Genomic DNA, 3197 nt, shown 5'->3' on the forward strand with positions numbered 1-3197 from the left:
CGCTTATGGTGCCCCCGGCCCCCCCGCCGCCCCCGCCGGGTTGGATAGGGCGCTAACACCCCCCCCCGGGGGTGCCGGGGCGTCCAAGACCGCGCGAACACGCCCCGGAGGGTGCCGGCCGAGAACCCGGGGGCGGGGGACACGGGGCGGCGGGCAGAATGGCCTCCCGTGTCCGGCGCCAACGACCCCTACGACCCCAAGCAGGTCGCGGCCCTGTCCGCCGAGGCCCTCGACGCCGCCGTCGCCGCGGCCCGCGAGGCCTTCGCGGGAGCGGGCGACCTCGAGGCGCTGGCCGCCGTGCGCCCGGCCCACCTCGGTGACCGCGCGCCCGTGCCGCTGGCCCGCCGCGAGCTCGGCGCGTTGCCGCCGGCCGCCCGCGCCGACGCCGGCAAGCGGGTGAACGCCGCGCGGGTCGCCGTCACCGAGGCCTACGAGGCGCGCCGGGCCGAGCTCGAGGCCGAGCGCGACGCCCGGGCGCTGGCCGAGGAGCGGGTCGACGTCACCCTCCCCTGGGACCGCACGCCGCGCGGCGCCCGCCACCCGCTGACCACGCTGCAGGAGCGGATCGCCGACGTGTTCGTCGGCATGGGCTACGAGGTGGCCGAGGGCCCCGAGCTCGAGGCCGAGTGGCTGAACTTCGACGCGCTCAACATCGGCCGCGACCACCCGGCCCGCACGATGATGGACACCCTGTTCGTCGCCCCCGAGGACTCCGGTCTGGTGCTGCGCACGCACACCAGCCCGGTGCAGGCCCGCACGCTGCTGTCCCGGACGCCGCCGGTGTACGTCGTCGCGCCCGGGCGGGTCTACCGCACCGACGAGCTCGACGCGACGCACACCCCGGTCTTCCACCAGGTCGAGGGCCTGGCCGTCGACCGCGGGCTGACGATGGCGCACCTGCGCGGCACCCTCGACCACCTCGCGCGGGCGCTGTTCGGCCCCGAGGCGGTGACCCGCTGGCGGCCGTCGTACTTCCCCTTCACCGAGCCCTCGGCGGAGTTCGACGTCTGGTTCCCCGAGCACCGCGACGGCCCCCGCTGGGTCGAGTGGGGCGGCTGCGGGATGGTCAACCCGCGGGTGCTCGTCGCCTGCGGGGTCGACCCCGAGGAGTACAGCGGCTTCGCCTTCGGCATGGGCATCGAGCGGGCGCTGCAGTTCCGCTCGGGCGTCGGCGACATGCGCGACATCGTCGAGGGCGACGTCCGGTTCACGAGTGCGTTCGGAGTGGAGCTCTAGATGCGGGTCCCCGTCGGCTGGCTGGCCGAGTACGTCGACGTCCCCGCCGGGACCACCGTCGAGGACCTCGACGCCGCCTTCGTCCGGCTGGGCCTCGAGGTGGAGGAGATCCACACCCCGGCCGAGGTCACCGGCCCGCTGGTGGTCGGCCGGGTGCTGGAAATCGAGGAGCTCACCGGCTTCAAGAAGCCGATCCGGTGGTGCCAGGTCGACGTCGGCGAGGGCACCCCGCGCGGGATCGTCTGCGGCGCGAGCAACTTCGCGGTGGGGGACACCGTCGTCGTCGCGCTGCCCGGCGCCGTGCTGCCCGGCGGGTTCGAGATCGCCGCGCGGAAGACCTACGACCACGTCTCCGACGGGATGATCTGCTCGGTCCGCGAGCTCGGCATCGGCGAGGACCACGCCGGGATCCTGGTGCTGGGCGAGGGCTTCGAGCCCGGCGCCGACGCCCGCCCCGTCGTGGGCCTCGACGATGTCGTCGTCGAGCTCAACGTGACCCCCGACCGCGGCTACTGCCTGGCGATGCGCGGCGTCGCGCGGGAGATGGGCACCGGCCTGGGCGTCGCGTGGCGCGACCCGGGCGCGGCGGAGGTCCCCGCCTGGTCCGGGGAGCCGGCATGGGAGGTGACCGTCGCCGACGCCGACCGCTGCGACCGGTTCTCGATGATCGCCCTGGAGGGCCTGGACCCGACCGCGCCCAGCCCGTGGTGGATGCGCCGCCGGCTCGCCCAGTCCGGCATCCGCTCCATCTCGCTGGCCGTCGACGTCACCAACTACGTGATGCTCGAGCTCGGCCAGCCGATGCACGCCTTCGACCGGGACGCGGTGACCGGCCCGATCGTCGTCCGCCGGGCCCGCGAGGGCGAGCGGCTGACCACCCTCGACGGCGCCGACCGGCAGCTGTCCGACGACGACCTGCTCATCACCGACGACACCGGCCCGATCGGGCTGGCCGCGGTCATGGGCGGCGCCTCGACCGAGATCGGCGACGGCACCACGGCCGTGCTGCTCGAGGCGGCGCACTGGGAGCCCACCGGCGTCGCGCGCACCGCCCGCCGGCACCGGCTGCCGAGCGAGGCCGCGCGCCGCTTCGAGCGCGGCGTCGACCCGGAGATGACCGTCGCCGCGCTGGCCCGCGCCGCGCAGCTGCTCGCCGAGCACGGCGGCGCGCGGGTCGTCGGTGCGCTGGTCGACGTCGACACCCGCGCCCCCCGCCCGTCGATCGCGCTGGACGCCGCGAAGCCCGGCCGGGTCTCCGGCGTGCCGTACTCGCCGGCCCAGGTGGTCGAGCTGCTCGGCGCGGTCGGCTGCGCGGTGGAGGCCGACGGCGGCTCGCTGACCGTCACCCCGCCGTCCTGGCGCCCGGACCTCACCGACCCGGCCGACCTCGTCGAGGAGGTCGTCCGCCTGGCCGGCTACGACGACGTCCCCTCGGTGCTGCCCACCGCCCCGCCCGGCCGCGGGCTCACCGAGACCCAGCGCCGCCGCCGCACGGTCGGCCGCGCGCTGGCCGAGGCCGGCTACGTCGAGGCACCGTCCTACCCGTTCGTCGGCGCCCCGGCGCTGGACGCGCTCGGCCTCGCCGAGGACGACCCGCGCCGCCGGGTCGTGCTCGTGCGCAACCCGCTGTCGGAGGAGGAGCCGGCGCTGCGCACCACGCTGCTGCCCGGCCTGCTCGCGACGCTGGCGCGCAACCTCTCCCGCGGCCGGCGCGACGTCGCCCTGTTCGAGCACGGTGCGGTCTTCCCCGGCGACCGGCGCACCCCCGCGCCGCTGCCCGGCGTCGACCGCCGCCCGGACGACGACACCCTCGCCGCCCTGCTCGGCGCGGTGCCCGACCAGCCCTGGCACGTCGCCGTGGGGGGGGGGGGGGGGGGGGGGGGGGGGGGGGGGGGGGGGGGGGGGGGGGGGGGGGGGGGGGGGGGGGGGGGGGGGGGGGGGGGGGGGGGGGGGGGGGGGGG

Annotated in this window: 2 protein-coding genes; both read left to right on the plus strand. The window is 77.4% G+C overall.

All coding sequences use genetic code 11. The features are described from left to right. Positions 1-168 precede the first annotated feature (168 nt). Complete coding sequence (gene pheS, locus ACI79B_RS23170; protein ID WP_456930484.1) at positions 169-1236, plus strand: phenylalanine--tRNA ligase subunit alpha; 1068 nt, start codon at positions 169-171, stop codon at positions 1234-1236. Then, positions 1237-3197 (plus strand): phenylalanine--tRNA ligase subunit beta (gene pheT / locus ACI79B_RS23175; RefSeq protein WP_457000255.1); only part of this gene is annotated, 1961 nt, incomplete at its 3' end.

The organism is Geodermatophilus sp. SYSU D00879 (genome assembly GCF_054050375.1).